Source organism: Eubacterium sp. 1001713B170207_170306_E7 (assembly GCF_015547515.1).
GTDB lineage: Bacteria > Bacillota > Clostridia > Eubacteriales > Eubacteriaceae > Eubacterium.
Window position 1 is genome coordinate 334,502 of sequence record NZ_JADMVE010000004.1, and the last position, 18,076, is coordinate 352,577.

Annotated in this window: 15 protein-coding genes; 5 read left to right on the forward strand and 10 right to left on the reverse strand. The window is 49.1% G+C overall.

Going from position 1 to position 18,076, the window contains the following annotated elements:
* Nucleotides 1-155: 155 nt before the first annotated feature.
* Nucleotides 156-1,601: a sigma 54-interacting transcriptional regulator gene (locus I2B62_RS12205; protein ID WP_195269344.1), complete on the forward strand. Its 1,446-nt coding sequence runs from the start codon at nt 156-158 to the stop codon at nt 1,599-1,601.
* Between the two features lie 113 nt (nt 1,602-1,714).
* Here I2B62_RS12205 and I2B62_RS12210 read toward each other — a convergent pair whose 3' ends face one another.
* Nucleotides 1,715-3,361 carry a BCCT family transporter gene (locus I2B62_RS12210; RefSeq protein WP_195269345.1) on the reverse strand — a complete coding sequence of 549 codons (1,647 nt, stop codon included), beginning with the start codon at nt 3,359-3,361 and terminating at the stop codon, nt 1,715-1,717.
* Between the two features lie 609 nt (nt 3,362-3,970).
* Between I2B62_RS12210 and I2B62_RS12215 the strand changes: the two genes are divergently transcribed.
* The 4 genes from I2B62_RS12215 (at nt 3,971) to I2B62_RS12230 (ending at nt 9,327) form a co-directional block, all read left to right on the forward strand.
* A complete protein-coding gene (locus tag I2B62_RS12215; protein WP_195269346.1) occupies nt 3,971-4,750 on the forward strand; it encodes an aspartate/glutamate racemase family protein in 780 nt (259 codons plus the stop codon).
* 135 nt (nt 4,751-4,885) lie between these two features.
* Entirely contained in the window at nt 4,886-6,316 is a 1,431-nt protein-coding gene (locus I2B62_RS12220) for a trimethylamine methyltransferase family protein (RefSeq protein WP_243259507.1), read from the forward strand.
* Between the two features lie 27 nt (nt 6,317-6,343).
* The gene (locus tag I2B62_RS12225) at nt 6,344-7,759 is read left to right on the forward strand and encodes a trimethylamine methyltransferase family protein (protein WP_195269348.1); all 1,416 of its coding nucleotides are present in this window, start codon (nt 6,344-6,346) and stop codon (nt 7,757-7,759) included.
* A gap of 122 nt (nt 7,760-7,881) precedes the next feature.
* Nucleotides 7,882-9,327 (forward strand): sigma 54-interacting transcriptional regulator, encoded by a 1,446-nt coding sequence (locus I2B62_RS12230; protein WP_195269349.1) that lies wholly within the window; start codon nt 7,882-7,884, stop codon nt 9,325-9,327.
* Between the two features lie 59 nt (nt 9,328-9,386).
* On the opposite strand, the gene I2B62_RS12235 is transcribed toward I2B62_RS12230, so the two are convergent.
* The 9 genes from I2B62_RS12235 to I2B62_RS12275 all read right to left on the reverse strand — a co-directional run bounded on the left by I2B62_RS12235 (nt 9,387) and on the right by I2B62_RS12275 (nt 17,918).
* On the reverse strand, nt 9,387-10,451 hold the full coding sequence (locus I2B62_RS12235) for an alpha/beta hydrolase (RefSeq protein WP_195269350.1): 1,065 nt from the start codon (nt 10,449-10,451) through the stop codon (nt 9,387-9,389).
* A 15-nt stretch (nt 10,452-10,466) separates the two neighbouring features.
* Nucleotides 10,467-11,189 (reverse strand): alpha/beta hydrolase, encoded by a 723-nt coding sequence (locus I2B62_RS12240; RefSeq protein ID WP_195269351.1) that lies wholly within the window; start codon nt 11,187-11,189, stop codon nt 10,467-10,469.
* Entirely contained in the window at nt 11,176-12,891 is a 1,716-nt protein-coding gene (locus tag I2B62_RS12245; protein ID WP_195269352.1) for a phosphatidylglycerol lysyltransferase domain-containing protein, read from the reverse strand. The genes I2B62_RS12240 and I2B62_RS12245 overlap by 14 nt, the downstream gene beginning before the upstream one ends.
* Nucleotides 12,888-13,334, reverse strand: coding sequence for a hypothetical protein (locus tag I2B62_RS12250; RefSeq protein WP_195269353.1), 447 nt, complete (start codon nt 13,332-13,334; stop codon nt 12,888-12,890). Before I2B62_RS12250 ends, I2B62_RS12245 begins: the two co-directional genes overlap by 4 nt.
* A gap of 188 nt (nt 13,335-13,522) precedes the next feature.
* Nucleotides 13,523-14,536, reverse strand: coding sequence for a tetratricopeptide repeat protein (locus tag I2B62_RS12255; protein ID WP_195269354.1), 1,014 nt, complete (start codon nt 14,534-14,536; stop codon nt 13,523-13,525).
* A 144-nt stretch (nt 14,537-14,680) separates the two neighbouring features.
* The gene (locus tag I2B62_RS12260; RefSeq protein ID WP_195269355.1) at nt 14,681-15,220 is read right to left on the reverse strand and encodes a Uma2 family endonuclease; all 540 of its coding nucleotides are present in this window, start codon (nt 15,218-15,220) and stop codon (nt 14,681-14,683) included.
* Nucleotides 15,221-15,539: 319 nt separating this feature from the next.
* Nucleotides 15,540-16,379, reverse strand: a complete 840-nt coding sequence (locus I2B62_RS12265; protein WP_195269356.1) for a GTP pyrophosphokinase family protein — start codon at nt 16,377-16,379, stop codon at nt 15,540-15,542.
* 78 nt (nt 16,380-16,457) lie between these two features.
* A complete protein-coding gene (locus I2B62_RS12270; RefSeq protein ID WP_195269357.1) occupies nt 16,458-17,426 on the reverse strand; it encodes a TIGR01212 family radical SAM protein in 969 nt (322 codons plus the stop codon).
* Nucleotides 17,427-17,507: 81 nt separating this feature from the next.
* The gene (locus tag I2B62_RS12275) at nt 17,508-17,918 is read right to left on the reverse strand and encodes a hypothetical protein (RefSeq protein WP_195269358.1); all 411 of its coding nucleotides are present in this window, start codon (nt 17,916-17,918) and stop codon (nt 17,508-17,510) included.
* Nucleotides 17,919-18,076: the final 158 nt, after the last annotated feature.

Sequence of the window (18,076 nt, forward strand, 5' to 3'; positions counted from 1 at the left end):
TTATGCGGCTTTTATACCCTCCTTTTCTTAAAAGTCCCTTAATCTGCAAAGAAACAGGGCGTGCAAAATAATTTTGCCAGCATAATTTTTTTGCGCGTCGCATCAATTTGGTATGAATATTGCATTAAATATAAGGATAAGATTGGAGTGATTTTATGAAAAAAAACAAAAAATTTTATCTCGACCCGGAAACCATTAAGGTTTTTGAGGTGGTGGAGGATATCGCCATCAATATCATTGACGACGGTGGACGCTTTGTCTGCTTTTCCCAGGGCAGCGAGCTCCTGGACGCCATGAAGCGTGAGGATGTTATCGGAAAGCATGTACTGGAGGTCTACCAGTTTTATGACGGCGAGGTCTCACCCGCGTTGAGAGTGTTAAAAAACGGCGAACCCTTAAAGGATTTTAACATTCGGTATATGAATGCCGACGGAATGGCCGTCGATGCCATCAGCAGCGCCTATCCGATCTTTGACAAAGCCGGAAAAGAGATCATCGGCTCGATGTGTATCTACAGAGATAAATCGGATTATATCTACCTGTCCCAAAAGCTGGCGCAGCTGGAGGAAAAGCTGCGGAAACAGGAAAAAAAGAACAACGGCACCCGCTACCAGATCTCCGATATTTCCGGCGTGTCTGAAAGTATCCGCGACTGCACCCAGCAGGCAGAGCTGGCCGCCAATATCTCCGCGCCAGTGCTCATCTACGGCGAAACCGGAACCGGCAAGGAGGTTTTCGCCCAGAGCATTCACAATGCCAGCAGCCGGAGCAACGCGCCCTTTGTTGCCATTAACTGTTCCGCCATTCCCGAGACACTGCTCGAGAGCACCCTCTTTGGCACCGTGAAGGGCGCTTACACAGGCGCCGGCGACACCAAGGGGCTCTTTGAGGCGGCAGAGAATGGGACTGTTTTTTTAGACGAGATCAATTCCATGGATCTGATGCTCCAATCCAAAATTCTGCGCATTCTGGAAACCGGCACCTACCGGCGCGTGGGAAGCACCACCGAGCTGACCACCAACGCCCAGATTATCAGCGCCATGAACGAGCATCCGCAGTCCGCCATCGAGCAGGGGCGTATCCGCTCCGACCTGTACTACCGGCTCGCAACCCTGACCATTGCCCTGCCGCCGCTCAGGGCGCGCCGGGAGGATATTATCCCCCTGGCCCTCTCCTTCCTGAACTCTGAGTCCGCCGCCATGGGGAAAAAGCTCTATGACTTTTCCGAGGACAGCCGGGCTTTTCTCTACAATTATGACTGGCCCGGCAATGTCCGCGAGCTCAAGCATATCATTGTCCGCGCCATTCTGCTCTCGCCCTACAACAGCAATGTCATTACCTCCGATTTCCTTCCATCGGATCTGAAAAAAAGCACTGCCGGGCGCACTTTCTTAGACACGGACACCTGGCGCCCGGCCAGTCAGGATTCCCTCAGGAGCCTGACTGAAGCCTTTGAGCGGAAGGTTATCCTCCAGGTGCTCGCCGCCCATAACTACAATATCACCAAAAGCGCCGAAGCCCTGGGGATGGTAAGGCAGAGTCTCCAGTACAAAATGCGGACCCTCGGCATAAAAAACAGCCGTCAGCATCCGGCGGAATAAAAAAACATAAAAATAAAGCAGCCGGGAGACTGCTTTATTTTTTACTTTGGAAGTTTTTCGATGTATGTAATCAACCGGAGTGGTCATGAAACCGGTTATTACCAAGTTATTTTTTATTCAGAGTCAGCCTTTTTCTTGAAAAACCGGCTCTTTTTACTAGAAGCTGCAAGCTCTGCTTCTTCTGCTTCGGCAGCCTTGAGCTGACGATCCAGATCTGCCGCATAGGTGATTTCGTCCTGTTTGTACTTGCCAGACAGGAAGTACCTCAGGAACCCGATAATCATGAGTACCTCTATAAAGAGCATTGGATAGCCCGCAATGGTTTTAACAATTTTTATGCCATTGATTCCGCCGGTTACGACGAAGAGAACGGATACAGCACCGATTAAGATACCCCAGAATACCTTGATTGGAAGCGGTGCTTCCTTAACATCAGAAGTCTGCTGTCTCAGGGACATCTGCGAAATCGTTGAGGTCATGGAGTCGGCCAGCGTTATAAACGACAAGGCAACCAGAATCAGCATAATCACACGGATAATCATCGTGCCTGGAACAAATTCAAACAATTTCATCATAAATGCTTCAGCACCGCTGGCATTGTAGAATTCCATTAAGTCATAGATGCCTGTCAGCTGAATGTTGATGGCGAATCCGCCAAAGATACCAAACCAGATCAGTGCGAAAACTGAAGGCAGGATAACATTAACGGTGATGAACTGACGGATGGTACGGCCATAGGACATTTTTACCAGGAACAAGCCAACGATCGGCCCAAAGGACAGCCAGTCCGTCATCCAGTATAAATCCCACCACTGCGGCCACATTTCAGAATCGGCAACAGCTGTAACAACAGGTTCCGTGTAAGATGTTAATGCAATGATATTGTTAATGTAATAACCGCTGGCTTCTACAGTCAGGTTACAGATATACTGTACAGGCCCGCAGACAAACATGAAGATCATAAGCGCGATAAAGATCCACGCATTTTTATCAGACAGCCACTGAATCCCTTTGTCAAGGCCGGTGGCGCTTGAAATGGTATATGAAATAATAATGACAACCGCAATCGCAGTCCAAACCATTGGTCCAGGTGTGATGCCGAATACGAAATCCAGGCCTGCACCAATTTGCAGAAGGCCGTAGCCTAAAGAACCGGCAACACCGCCGACGATAGCGAATAAAACAAGACCATCAATGATATCATTGGTTTTTTCACCAAAATTTTTACCATTTTTCCAATATACCAGACCGGAGCTGGAAGCGTAATCCTTACCCATGTTCCAGTAAGCGTAACCGCAGCAGATCGCTGCAACCGCGTAAATGGAGTATGGCTGGAATGCCCAGTGCTGGAAGGATTTTGCCATGGCCCAGATAATGGCTGCATAGCTGCCCGGTTCAACACCAGCGGATGCCGGCGGCGTAAAGGAAATGGTCAGAGGTTCAACAGCCCCCCAGAATACAATCCCGGTACCGATACCGGCACACAGTGAGATTGCCCACCAGTTCCATGTACTGTATTTTGGCTTAGCATTCGGTCCCCCAAACTTGGTGCTGCCAATTGGATGCACATATAAGAATACCAGGAATCCCAAGAACAACAGGATGCCAAGCGCTACTAACCAACCACCGCTGTGCATGAGTTCCAGGAAAAAAGCGGTCATCGTGTCCGCAAAGTTCGGATCCGTAGCACCCAGGATCAAAACAGCGCCCATTAAAACGATAGGAATACCTACAGTTATCAGTCGGACTTTCTTAAACATAATACTTCTCCCTCTTTTTTAGATTTTCGAATACGATAAGCCTTACCTTTAACCAGACCATTACCCTATTATATTGATGGTAACCTTTTAAACTTCCATTGACAATCGAGTGTTTCTCACCCTATACTAGGGCAACGGGCTGGTTTTGGGAAAAGCCTATCATTTAGCGAATGACTATGCAATTATATATTGCAAGGTTCATGCCAATTCGTAAATCCTATTTTTTCTCCTATTTAAGCTAAATTAAAGGGTTTTTCGTGAAAACGGCTTCTTTAGGTGGTGCAAATTTTTATGCGCCCCGATTTTGCAATGCTTTTCAAACCCTTTATTTAAGGGAGTTTCAAACATTATTGTAATTATTTTTTGCATGTAATCCTTTTTTGCGTTTTTTTGACGTTTTTTTTCCTTAAAATTGCTGAATTTTTTTAAGATTTTTTATTTCTTTTTATTTCTTCCTTTTAATAAGCAGGTTCTATTCTAAAAATTCACAAAAAAAATCTTTTCAAATTTCCTCCCAGATGCAGTCAAATTTGGCACAAAGCTTGCATTAAATAACAGCAACAAGTAAACAGGCAAACATCAACATTTAAATTCAGGGAGGAATAAAAAATGCAAAGAGATTTAGCCATCAATTACATGACCACACGGAAAAATCATACCTGCTATGGTATGGGGATTGGTATTATGGTACTGGACGACGCTTATCCAGGATTCCCGGGAGACGTCCGCAACGCCAGCGCATGGGGCTTCCCCATTCAGTATGAAATCGCAAAGGGTGTCGACAATTACACACTCGTTTGGGAACAGGATAAAACCCCCTGCCGCGAACCGATTGTACAGGCTGCCAAAAATTTGGAAAGAATGGGCTGCCGTGCCGTTGCAGCAGAATGCGGATACTTCGCATATTTCCAGCAGGATGTCGCTGCCGCTGTTGATATTCCGGTATTTATGTCCAGCCTGCTGCAAGTGCCTTTCATTCAGCAGCTGATCGGACCGAAAAACGCGGTTGGCATCATCTGTGCTCAGAAACGTTTCCTGACCGATACTCACCTTGAAAAGGTTGGCATTGACTTAAACAGCAACTTCCACATCGCAGGCGCTCAGGACGAATATGGCTGTCCTCAGTTTGATACCCTCTGGGATCACGAAAAACGTCCTGAAGTTCCGGAAAGCTACTATGCCGAATCCGAAAAGGACATGATCCGCATTGCCAAGGAATTCATCGCAAAAAATCCTGACATTAAGGCCATTATGTTAGAATGTACAGGTATGCAGCCATTCGCAAGAGCCATTCAGCGCGAAGTGGACATGCCGGTATTCTCCTGGGGAACACTGCTTGACTATGCATGGTCCTGCGTTGCCCATCGCGACTACTACGGACATATTTAATTAAAATATATGTCAGCAATTAATGGTTTGTGTGGGAGTTCTCTGCGAGCTCCCCACAATCTTCTTAATTGCTGTATTTACTGCCTTCTGTTAAAACGATTGAAACCATTAATTGCTATGAAAAGAGGAAAACATATGAGATCTTATGAAAAATATATTTCAAAAGAAGATGTTCAGAAAATCCATGAGACTTCTTTAAAGGTATTATCTGAAGTCGGGGTTATCTTTGAACATCCAGAAATTATTGAACTGTTTAAAAGTCACGGCGCCCGTGTAGACGGCAACACCGTTTATATGGATGAAAAGCTGGTCATGGACGCACTGTCCACCGCACCCGCATCCTTTACTGTTGAAAACTCAAAGGGCAACCATACCTTTGGCGGCGGCGCACGCGTGCTCATGCCGGCTGTCGGCAGCATCTACCGCTTGGAATCCGGTAAAATCCATAAGATGACCAACGATGAAACCGTTGATCTCTTTAAAATTTCCGATACCAGTGATGTCATTGACTGTAACTACTTCAATGTTTTCCTGGAAGATAAACAGCTGTCCATGGAAGAACGGATCTACAGCCCCGTTGCCATGGTTTTAAAATATTCCCATAAAACTGGGCTTCACCTTATGCCAAACACCTTCCCGATCCAGGGAGATATCCGCGAACCTTTCAAAAAAGGGCTTGAACTGATCAGCCAGTTTGAAGGCCGCGCAGATGTTTACAATAATATCGTACACGTCAATTCTTTGTCCCCCCTTTGTTTTGACCACGATCCACTTGTAAAATTCCTGGTTGGGACTGAAATGAACCAGCCGCTGTGGTTCTCACCATGCGCGATGCCGGTTCTCACCGGGCCGCCATCCGTTGCAGGACTTCTGGCAATGTCTAATGCCGAAGTTGTTGCCGGTATGGTCATGGCACAGCTGGCCCGCCCGGGTATCCCTGTCGTATACGGACAGACCTCTGCCTCCACCAATTTAAGAGAAATTCAGCTCTCCATCGGCGCGCCGGAAACCGCTCTGATTTCCTACGCGACTGCCGGTCTGGCTGATTTCTACAATGTACCCTTCCGTACAGGCGGCGGCTTGAGTGACGCCAAGGATTTCGACGCCCAAACCGGCTATGAATCCGACATGATGATCCGCTCTACCTTAGATGCTGGCCCTGACCTTGTACTGCATTCCTGCGGTATCCTCGGCAGCTTCAACATCACCAGCTTTGAAAAATTCTTAATGGACGAAGATGTCTACCGCATGAACAGACGTCTGCTTTCCGGCATCGAAGTCAACGAGGACACACTCTGCTTCGACACCATCAAAAAGGTTGGTCCGAGAGGCAACTACCTCCAAGGCCGTACACCAAAGATGTTCCGCAAGGAATTTTTCACACCAAAATACTTCAATAAGGAAGACCCGAACCAGTGGCAGCAGAATGGCAACAAGCCGGTTGTCGACACGCTTACACAGGCTGTTAACGAACGCCTTGAATCCTACTGCCCACCGGAAATCACTAAAGAACAGGAAGATATGCTCAACCAGTATATCCCTGAAAAATATAGAGATCACATCTAAACTTTCGTTTTACAGGAGGAGAATAAAATGGAAACCACAAAAAGAAATATTGATTTTGGCGTATTAAATAAAGAAAAGATTGAAACCATTCACGAAAAGAGCTTAGAGCTTCTGTCCGATTTTGGTATGCGCGTAGCCGGCGACCGCACATTGGAAGCCTTAAAAGCATATGGCTGCGAGGTAGACGGCAACATGGTTAAATTCCCAAAAGCCGTTGTTGAAAAAGCCTTAAACACGATCCCCAAAGAATTAACCTTATACAATCGTGACGGCAGCCCAAGCATGGTCATCAACAGCAAAAACAACGTTTATTTCGGTACCCACTCCGATCAGCTTGAATACCTGGACTACAAAACCAACAAGGCCCGCACCTTCATGAAGGCCGATACCAAAACCATGTGCACCCTTGCCAGCGCACTGGAAAACATCAGCTTTGTCTTATCCGTTGGTATGAGCGGCGACGTTGACCCGGCGGTTCAGTCCCAGGTTACCTTCATCGAAACCGTTAAGAACTTTGACAAAACCATCAACTTCTCAACCAACGACATCGAATCCTTACAGGAAATCATTGACATCGCAGCTGTAGTGGCCGGCGGTCACAAGGAACTGGCTGAAAAACCTTTTATCTTTAACTATTGTGAACCGATCCCACCGATGACTCACCCCATCGAAAGTACTGAAAAACTCTTCATCAGCGCAACCAACAAGATTCCAGTTGTCTACATGCCATACTGCATGATGGGCGGTACTGCTCCGATCACCATCGCGGGCGCCCTGACACAGAACAATGCTGAAATCCTGGCGGGCGTTGTTATCACACAGGCTGTCAACGAAGGCGCACCGATGATTTACGGCTCCATGCCGACTGTCTTTGACATGAAAACCACGGTTGGCTCCTACGGCGCTCCAGAATTCCACCTGTCTGTCGCTGCCGCTTCTGAACTGGCTGACTACTACCAGCTTCCGTTCTTCGGCACAGCTGGCTGCTCTGACGCCAAAACCGTTGACCCACAGTCTGTTTCTGAAATCCAGATGGAACTCTTCTCTACCATTATGAGCAAAGCCAACATCGTTCATGATATCGGCGTTCTGGATCACTGCAACAGCGTTGCGCCTGCAATGGTTGTTCTGGCCAATGAAATGATCAACCAGCTGAGCGCTTACTCTAAGGGTGTTGAAGTCAATGACGAAACCCTGGCCATGGATGTCATCAAACAGGTCGGCCACGGCGGACATTACCTCAACGAAATGCATACCCTGTCTAACTTCAGAAGCGTATGGTATCCAGAATTCTACGACCGCAAAATGGTTAACCCGGATGAATCTGAAATCATGAGCCAGGTTACCGCCAAGATTGACAACATTCTGGAAACACACGAAGTCCCGGCATTAGAACCAGAAGTATTAAAACAAATCGAAGAAATCGAAAAGAAATATATCTAATCCCCTTATTAATAACATATTTGATTTTTGGGCAGTCTCATTTTGGGACTGCCCTCTACCCATTTTTTGAAATGTGTGCTATGCTTATGGTATAAGCGTCTGAAAAAGGAGGCGACCGAGGCTTGAAAAGCAAAGAAGACACCATTATAGAAGCTCTGGAGCGTGACAGTCTTCCCGTAAAGGCGATCGAACGCATTGAAGATGTCTGTATTCACGTTGTTGATAATACCGGCAAGATTGTCTGTTATTCCAAGGGCTGTGAAAAGATTGAGAACATGAAGCGCGAGGACGTTATCGGCAAGGATGCCACCAAGCTCTACAACTACATTGAAAACGAGTCCATGCAGCATTATGTTTTAAAGACCGGCAAAAAAGTCCAGGACGTCCATGTTAAGTATGAATCGCCCTCGGGCAAGCTGGCCGATGTCATCAGCAGTACCTATCCGGTATTTTCAACCGACGGCCAGAAAAATGTAGAGGCGGCCATCTGCATTTACCGGGACCTTTCGGATTATATGCACATGGCAAAAACCATTGACAAGCTGCAGAATGACCTTAAGAACCAGCAGCTTAAGGACAACGGTACCCAGTTTACCTTTAAGGATGTAGTGGGCTCCAGCGTGGCAACGCTGGAATGTGTGCGGCAGGGTAAAATCGCCGCCCAGACCAATGCCCCCATCCTTCTCGCCGGCCCAACCGGCACCGGTAAGGAAGTCTTTGCCCAGAGTATTCACAATGACAGCAGCCGCTCCGACCACCCTTTTGTGGCCATCAACTGCTCTGCCATTCCCGAAAATCTTCTGGAAAGCACACTTTTCGGTACGGTCAAGGGCTCCTTTACCGGCGCAACGGACGCAAAGGGTCTTCTGGAAACCGCTCGCGGCGGCACGCTGTTTTTGGATGAAATCAACTCCATGAACATGAACCTTCAGTCCAAGCTGCTGCGTGTGCTGGAAACCAAACGCTACCGCAAGGTGGGCGGCAACAAAGAACTGGACATGGATGTCCGGGTGCTGAGCGCCCTGAACCAGGATCCGCTGGAGGCTGTGGATGAAGGCCGGCTGCGCTCTGACCTCTACTACCGTCTTGCAGTTTTCTCCATCACACTTCCCAGCCTGAGCGAACGGCGCTCTGATATTATGGAGCTGGTGCAGTCCTTTCTCTCCTCCGAGGCCGTGGCAATGGGCAAAAGCCTGTATCAGGTTTCGGACGAGGCGGCCGACATACTTCTCGGCCACGACTGGCCCGGGAACATCCGTGAGCTCAAGCACACGGTCACCCACGCCATCTACATGGCCCAATACCAGGATACCGTGCTGACGACCGAACTGCTGCCGTCATACATCAAAAAAAACCACACTGAAAAGAAGCTCTATGACAAATTCCTGGCCGACCGTGAAAATGATACCGACCTGAAGTCAACCCTCAGCCGCATCGAAAAGCAGATTCTGTCCGAGGTGCTGACAAAGAATGACTTTAACATCAGCAAAAGTGCCAAGGAGCTGGGGATCTCAAGACAGAATCTTCAGTACAAGCTCAAGGTCTATCAAATCAAACAAAACGGCTGAAAGCAGCCTTAAAACGCAAAAAAGAGGTATACGCCAAAACAGTGTATACCTCTTTTTTTCTATTTCGCAAAGTCAATGATGGCCTGATTCACCGCATCAAACCCTGTATTGGTGGGCAGATGGGCGCACTCCGGTATGGAAACGTAGGTGACATTGTCCCGTTCCCGGGCCAGCTGCCGGAAAAAATCTGCAGGCGCGTAGATATCATCTTCGGCCTGAAGCACCAGCAGCGGCACATCCAGGGTGCGCATCGCTTCCTTTTCATCAACCTCATAGATTTGGCGCTTCAGATTTTTGTAAGCTCCGCCACCGTATATCGAGGCGTAATAGGCCCTGTAAATATCCATCAGGCTGTAATCCGGACTGTAAAACACGCGTGTGAAATAGGCCAGCAGTCTCGTGTTGTTCAGAAGCTCTCTCCAGTAGACCATACGGCTGGTCTTAAACGTCACCAGCTCCTCGAGAACAGCCATGGAGTCGGCATCATCCTTCGGGTAGTTTTCTTCCAGCTTTTTCCGCTCGCCTGCGGACAGGTCTGCGGTGAGCAGCGACTGATAAGCCAGCTCCCGCGCGTCCCGCATACTGGTAATGGGCCCCAGGCTGATGACCCCGGCCAGCTCGTCGCCGATGGTTTTCGCCGCCTCGATGCTCAGGATGGTCCCGTTTGAATAGCCGAACAGGTAAACCGGGCGGTCCGGATATTCGGCCTTAACTGCCCGAACCAGGTCGCAGGTCATGGTGACCTGGTCCTCCAGGGTCACGCGCTCCGGGTCCGGGGCAAAGTTTTTCCCGCAGCCCCATAAATCCCAGTATACCACAATAAAATTCCGGGACAACTCCGGAGTGTCGCCGCGGTAGCCGGTTCCGTAAATAATGGGCGACTGGGGGCCGCCGTGAAGCATAATCAGCACCGGTAAATCCGCGTCTCTGCCCTCGATCAGCACACTCTGCTCCTCACCGCCGAGATTCATGGTCTCCAGGCGGCTGACCGCATTGGCGGAGACTGCCTCCTGGTAAATTCTGTGCTGGGCCACTACCCTCAGCCCCAGCAGCAGCCCCGCAATGACCAGAAGGACCAGCGCGGCGCGGCCCATCATCTTTTTGATTTTCTTTTTATCTTTCATTTTATCAAAATCCTCCTACAGGCCGCAGGATTCTAAAAAATCGAGAATCTGCTTCATATAGGTGCCGGTCCGCCGAAACAGCGACATGTGCCCGGCGCCCTTTAAGAGCACCAGATCCGCGCCGGGAATGGCCGCCTCCATTTGCCGGGAATGCTTTGATTTTACCAGGTCCCGGGTTCCCGCCAGCAGCAGCACCGGAAGGTCAATCCGGCTCAAAGCCTCCTCGGTCAGCCGTGGCGACCAGCACATCAGGCCATAGCGCTGGGCGCGGCTGCCCACAGGCAGGCCCAGCCTTTCCATAAAATGCCAGAACCGGTAGGCCAGCCGAATAAACAAGCGCGGCAGCGAACGCATGCCGCCGGGATAGGTATTCCCGCTGACGGCCACCAGCGCAAGTACCCGCTCCGGCTTTTGGGCCGCCAGCTCAAGCGCGATATTGGCGCCGTCACTGAAGCCAAAGAGCACCGCCCGTGCCAGCCCCAGATGGTCCATCACCGCCAGCACATCGCCGGCCATAAGCTCTGTGGTCAGCCTTGGGCCGCCGCTTCCTGAGCGGCCATGGCCCCGGCTGTCAATGAGAATCAGCTGGTATTCTGGCAGAAAATATTCAATCAGGCTGTCAAAATCACCCTGATCACCGCCGTTGCCGTGAAGCAAAACCACGGGGACGCCGTCCCCCAGAACATGATAGTAAATGGCCGCCTCCCGGGAAGCGACCCAGCCGTCAAGGTCCCTCATCGGCCTTTTCTTTATTCATCTTTCCGTGGACAAAAGCCTTTGCGTAATCAATCACACCCTGCGGGTTCTGAATTTTAACGATGGCGTAGGCCATTTTCGGCGTCATGATTTTAGGCATATAGGCAAAATATCCGGGCACCCAGAGCGGATTATACTTTGATTTGGCCCGGTAAAGCTCTTTAAAGCCGTAAACCTCATTCAGATTTTCATACACAAAATTCAGCAGGCGGATGGTCGTGCTGTCAGCTTTTCCCTCTTCGGAGAGATTGGCCAGAGGCGCCAGCCCCATGGTTGCCCAGTGAATCCCCTCTGCCTGGAAGGTTTTAAAGGCCTCCGTCATGATCAGCTCGTTGACGCCCCGGGCAGCGTCCTCGGTTCTCCGCGTGACATCTGCATAGTAGCCGTCCATGCCCGCAAAGGGAGTGAATACAATAAAGCCGACAATTTTGCCCTCGGCGTTCTCGGCGTAAAAATAGCGCTTATCCATGGGATTTTCCAGACCGACACCGCCCAGCGTAAAGGACAGCTCACCGCTGTTTTTATCCTTCAGCCAGTCCTTTGAAACAGAATCAAAGGCGGTCTCAATGGCTTCATCTCTTTTTTCGAGGGGATGGTACTCACGCACGGTCACGCCCGCCTTGGTGGCCTTGTTGACATTGGCCCGCACCTTGGCGATTTTTCCGCCCTGCAGAGTGAAATCGGTCAGGTCGAACCGGGCCTCCTCGCCGCACTTAATGCTGCCAAACCCCATTTCCTGATAGACCTTCAGATAATGGTCGGTGATGCCGAGAAAAACCAGGCTGAAGGCATTGCCTTTACAGAAATCCCGGAATTCCTCGAGCAGCTTCGGAAAATCCGAATCGGCACAGATAGGATCTCCGCCGACCACCACCACATCGTCCACCGTGCCGTAGGCCACCACCCCGTCCACTTCTTTCCCGAAATAAAGGGTTTTATCGTCCTCAAGGGTGAGATAGGACAGAGGATTCTGGCCGTATTTTTTTACCAGCGCCCGGGCGTGCTCCAGGTCGCTGCTGGTTGTCATTCTTTTTTCAAGGAAGGGCTTCACCCCGAAGCCGATGGCCACAAACACACAGATCCAGCTGAACCAGATCACAAAGGTGTTAAACTCAGCGTGAGACGCGACGCCCGTATTCTGGAAGGTCCCAAGCACAAAGATGGTGCGGTAGGTCTGGACCAGGCACTGGACAAAGCTCAGCCCGCCCGACGGATCGAAAATATTCTGATCGTCAAAATAGATGGACGCCGCGCTCAGAAAGATGGCGTAAATGCCCATAAACACAAAGACCAGACCGACCTTCATGGCCTTGCGGTCCGACGCGCGGTTAAAATCCCGGGCTGTCACCAGCAGTATCAGCAGTACCAGGGCTTCGATGATGATAAAAACAAGCGATCTGGGACGGTAGCCCCTGACAATATGTCCCGCCAGGTTCACCCCCAGCAGCACGAGCGTAATAACCCAGGCAATCCGCTTTCTTTTATACAGGTTGTAGGTGGTTACCAGCAGTACCACGGCCAGCACCCGCTGTACCAGCTTGCGGCTGTTGATGACATTGCTGATAAACTGCTCCAGCGCCTGATTGGGGATAAAGCTGAACACCAGCATCGCAAAGGCCAGCATAAAGGTCAGCGCGATAGCGGTATTGACGATTCTGTTATGATTTTTCAGCGCTGTATTCATGCCTGTCCCTCCACTTTTTTGTCCAAGACCCTGCCGTTGACCACAACAGCGGCCATGTAAAATACCGGAACAACCGCGACGATAAAGTCAATAGGGTCAAGGGTATCCACCACGAACAGAAATGCGTAGTACATAACCAGCACCACGAGTGTCCACAGTCCGGCCCGGAAGCAGCGTTTCAGACCCTCTCTATCCTTGGCGGCGCTGCGAAAGCCCCAGATGCCAGCCAGAAAGCTCTCGATGGCAAGCACCAGGCTGAAGACGCCCATTGTCATCAGCAGCTCAGAAATCTGCTTGGCGCCCAGCTCCACATCCAGGACGGCCAGCCGCATAACCGCAAAGCCGCCAATTTCCAGAAAGGCCGTGAGCAGCATGGCGAGCCCATACAGGATCACCAGCACCGAGGCTGCCTTTTGAAGGGTGATACTTTTTTTCTTTGTCATTTTTCGCTCCTGTTCATTCTTATTTTGTCGCTCTCATTATATCAGATAAAGATCCTCAAAAGAGCCTCAAACCAAAGCCTGGCCTTTTCCCCGCCGTTAAAAAGAGGGGTATACGCCCAAAGAACGTATACCCCCATAGCTTTATATCTTCTTACATTTTGACGGGACATCCGTCCTTTATGGTGTCTTTACTGGTTTCCCGCCTTTTCGATGAGCGATTCGGCTTTTTCAAAATCGACCTTCAGGCCCGCATGTCCCTGAAGATAGAGATCGCCCAGAAGCTCCAGCGCGTCCGGAACCCCAAAATGAGCCGCGGCCTTAACCCAGTCCACCACTGTTTTCACATTATTGGTGGCAAAGCGGTCCTCCGGTGCCTGGCAGATTTCATACTGGCAGTAAATACTGCCCATCTCGATGCCCTTGTTCAACCATTTTTTAGCCCGGAACATCCCGGTTTTTCCGCTGACGTAACGGCCGTAATATCGGTATAGCGCGTAGGCTGCCTCGGTAAAGCCTGCATTCATGGCTTCGTGGTACAGCTCGCAGGACTCAGCGTTGAGGTTGACCCCCGTCTCCGAGCAGGTCATGTACTCATGGGCCATGCCGGCATAGAAGAACGCCGCGCCGTTTCCAGATTCCGTCGCTTTTTTGAACCAGTACAGGCCCTCTTCTGCGCCGACCCTGGTACCCCAGCCCAGAAAATACATTTTTCCAAGCAGCACCTGGGCCGAGATATCACCGCTTGCAGCCAGATCCGATACGTTTTTGAACACCTTCGCACCGTGGCTGAAAAGCAGCCTCTCAAAGCCCTCCCGGTCTTTTGGGTCCGGCAGGGTATTATAGTGAATGGCTTCTGCATTTAGTTCATTCTGAAAGCTTGCCCTGAGTACATGAACGTAGCGGTCCTTAAACAGGACACAGAGCGTCTTGTAATCACTTTCCAACGTTTCCAGAATTTTTTCATTGTCCCACTGGCATCCGATCATCTCATCCAGATTATGGCCGATGACCTGCCCTTCAAGATAGTAGGCAGAATTGACTAACCGCCAGAAGTAGCTGTAGCTTTTGCTTTCCGGATCATAGACCACACGGGCGTAGTCCAGTAATCGCTTGTATAATCCTATGACTGCTTCACTGTAGATTTCAACCCATTCATCCATCGTATAAGTGACCAGTACATCTTTTTTTTCTTCAGCCGCCATTTGCAAACTCCTTAAATTTTCCATACTATACGCATTATTCTATATATTATATCAATTTTTTTCTAAAACGGATACATTTTTCAGGAAACTTAATAAAAATTAATGAATTCATTGAAAGTAAAAAAAGAGCCTTTTAGAAGCTCTTTATTCTTCCTCGGAACGGTCCTTGAATATTTCCGAGTAAGAAATAAAATAATCCTTATAGACGGTTATCTTGATCCTCTGCGGGCTGTCGTATACCGTGGGAATCCATGGGTTTTTCACAAAATTATAGGAAAGAATCGCCTGCTTAACCGGATCGATCACCCAGTATTCCTTCACACCGGCCGCCATATAAATGTTCATTTTCTCAAGATAAGCGATTTCCATGTTTTCTTTGGACGCGATTTCCACCACCCAAGCAGGAAAGCTCTCGTCCTTGATCTGCATGGCGATCTCCGGTCTCAAAATGGTGTTTGGCAGCACCTCCGCGTCGATCACGAGCGGGTCGTGGGGCATGGCCAGCTTATCCAGAGGTCTGTGGGTCAGCACATACCGGCTGGAAGCAGCGTGCAGATAGCGTACGATATCCTTATGCGCTTCATTAAGCTCTGGTTTCTCATAGGCCACACCGTTAATAATCTCAGAGTTTTCCCCCCTCAGGGCGTCCTCGTTGCCTTTTTCCAATCTTAATAGTCTTGTCATATTGATTCGCTCCTTAGTATTCATACCTTGCTGAATTATTATCATTTCGGTTTATTCATTATAGCACTTTCTACCAAACTATTATACCAAATTATGGACGGTTTTAACATTAAATGTTGCTGAAGTCTGATTTTGGCATTCGCTTTCTTATGGCTCACCCGCTCACGTGATTTTTTGCTTTTTTAAGGAACACAAAATCCATAAAAATCTTTTTATCCTTACAGGAGAATTTTTATGGATTTTGCGTTAGCTTCGTTATCGCTCACCCGCTCACGCTCCATGTTCGCTGCCATTTTTATCACTAAAAATGGACTCAGCGTCAGTTCTCCTCTTTAATCCGGCTGATTTCGGATTCCAGTTCTTTTTTCAGCAGTATGAGCTGGATCAGATCCTCCTGTTCGGAAAGTTCCTCGAAATCGCGCTCATAGGCCACGGCCTTGTCGGCCTGGTCGAGCTTGTATAAATTGTCGATATTGTCGAGAATGCTGTTGACCGTGCTGGATTTCATCTTGAACAGTTTCTGGGCCTGCTGGATCTCGTCGCGGATCGCGGACATTTCCTGGTCCAGGCCAATGACCGAATCCGCCGTATTGTGCAGCCGGGTCTTGAGGGCTTCCGGCAGCTTTTCCTTGTATTTGTAGCTGAGGGAGTGCTCGATGATGGACCAGAAATTCATGGCCAGGGTACGGATCTGGATTTCAGCGTAAACCTCCCGGTAGCCCAGAGCGCAGAAAACCGGATAGCGGATAATCAGGTGGTAGCTCTGGTAGCCGCTCTCCTTGGGCGTTCCGCAGCCCGATTTCAGGCTGGACTGGTCCTCTCCCTCCATATAGTTTTTGACACCCACGATGTGCATGTCCTTCCCGTCGCGCTCATGGATAATATCGACCACCTCATAGATGTCCTCCACAAACTGACAGATGATACGGATACCGGCAATGTCTTTGATATTTGTTTCCAGGTCCTCGACATCAAAGCCGTATTTATTGATTTTTTCAAGAATACTTGAAACGGTTTTCACTCTGCCTCGAACCGACTCGATGGGTGAGTTTTCCCCCAATGTCATCGATTGGTTTTTCAGGCTGTTAAATTTCAGGACCAGCTCATCCACCGCCTGTCGATAGGGGATGAGAAACTCCTGCCAGTATTGTGTACTCAATACATTCACCTCTGGTTTCACAACTTCATAACAGACTGCCGGAAAACGGATTTCCGGCAGTCTGTTGTCTAATCTATTTTACAATAACGCATCACATTTTGCACGTATTATTTCCTGTTTTTTATGAAAATTTTTACCCTGCCACTGGTCCTCAAGGCGCATGCGTTCCTCCAGGCTTTCCTTAATTTTCCACCAGCTGGTATTCCAGTTAGTCATCACGCTGTCCGCCTCCGGCGCCCTGCCGACAATGCGCTGAACGACCATATCCGGCCTCAGATGCGTCAAGAATAAAAGACACCGCTCAATGTATTCTTCCTTTGGAAAAAGGGCGATTTCCCCCTTCAAATAGCTTTGCGCGAGGGCCGTTCCCTTTTCCACGTACAGGGCGTGGCATTTGACAAAATCAGACCCCACCGCCGAGACTACACCGGCGGTTTCCACCACGTCGTCCCGGTCGTCCCAGGGCAGATCCAGGATCACATGGGTGCAGAGCTGGAGCCCATGGCTTTTGACCGCTGCCGCCGCCTCGATATAGTCGGCCAGGCTGTGCCCGCGGTTCAATATCTTAAGGGTTTTATAATTGGCGGTCTGCAGACCCAGCTCGATGGACACATCCAGCTGCTTTTCCTGCTGGAAACGGCTCAGGAAATCCAGCTGCCCGTGACTCAGGCAGTCCGGCCGGGTTGAGATGGCCACGCCGGCAATGCCCTCGCCGCTGCCCACCGCCTCACGCACCCAGCGCTCAAGCTGCTGCGCGCTGCAATAGGTATTTGTAAAGCTTTGAAAGTAGGGAATAAACAGCTTGGCCTTGTAGCGTCTGGCGATGTAGTCCCGGTTTTTTTCCACCTGCTCGGCCACGCTCAGGGCATCGGAAAGGGTTTCGTTGCCGCCGCCCTTGGCGCCGCAGTAAATGCAGCCGCCCCTTCCCGCGGTGCCGTCGCGGTTCGGGCAGGAAACCGGCACGTTGACCGGAAGCTTATAAACCTTGCTGCCATAGCGCTCTCTGAGCCACTGTGAATAAACCCTGTAAAGCGGGTGTTCTTCCATGATGTTTCCTCCAATTTTTGACAAAATAAAAAAAGACGCCCGCAGTTTTACCAGCAAATCCTGGGAGCGCCTTTTGATTTCTTACAGATAATTTTTCACGCAATCTGGAACAGTGCTCTCTTCGCAGCTCAGGCTGAGCACAAATTTAATATCCTGTTTTTTCTGGATTTTATCCAGCTTTTCAAGGATTCCGGAAATGTCTTCCGGACCATCTGCATCAAGAATTCTCAGTAAATTATCGATATAAACCACATCGACATCATAATTTCCGGCGATTACTCCACTGATAAAACCGTAAAGCTCATCTTCCCCTTTAATTTCAAAATCCTCAGAATTGATAAAACGAATTTTGGTATCAACAGTTACTCTGTATTTGTCTCTGTCGTTGATGAATAAGATATCGCCCTTTGCATTTTCAACTTCTCCGTTGGCCATATCAATCATTTTTTTAGTCTTTCCGCTTCCCTTTGCTCCATATACAAATTCAATCATTTAAGACACCTACTTTCTATGTTGTTACTAACATTATACAGGTGAAAACGATAAAATACAATCCCTTTTCGCCATATTTTAATTATATTATTTTCACAAATAAGAGAAAATATTTTACCATATCTCCACTTTAATTTTCTCACATTAATCTTAATCTG